Genomic DNA, 221 nt, shown 5'->3' on the forward strand with positions numbered 1-221 from the left:
TGAGCCGGATTGAGTACCGCTCCAAGGAGGAACAACAGGCGGAAAACTGGCGCAAAATGTTGCTGGCTATGGCCAGAGACATTCGGGTAATTCTGATTAAACTGGCTGACAGCCTTCACAACATGCGCACTCTCAAGTTTCAATCACCCCGCAAGCAAAAGGAAATCGCTGCCGAAACCCTGGATATTTATGCTCCCCTGGCCAACCGCCTGGGGATTTTC

Annotated in this window: 1 protein-coding gene; it reads left to right on the plus strand. The window is 51.6% G+C overall.

The genetic code is table 11. The features are described 5' to 3' along the window. Positions 1 to 221: HD domain-containing protein (locus ULO1_RS14450; protein WP_143325479.1), on the plus strand; the 221-nt coding region annotated here is incomplete at both ends.

The organism is Carboxydocella sp. ULO1 (assembly GCF_002049255.1).
Classification (GTDB): Bacteria; Bacillota.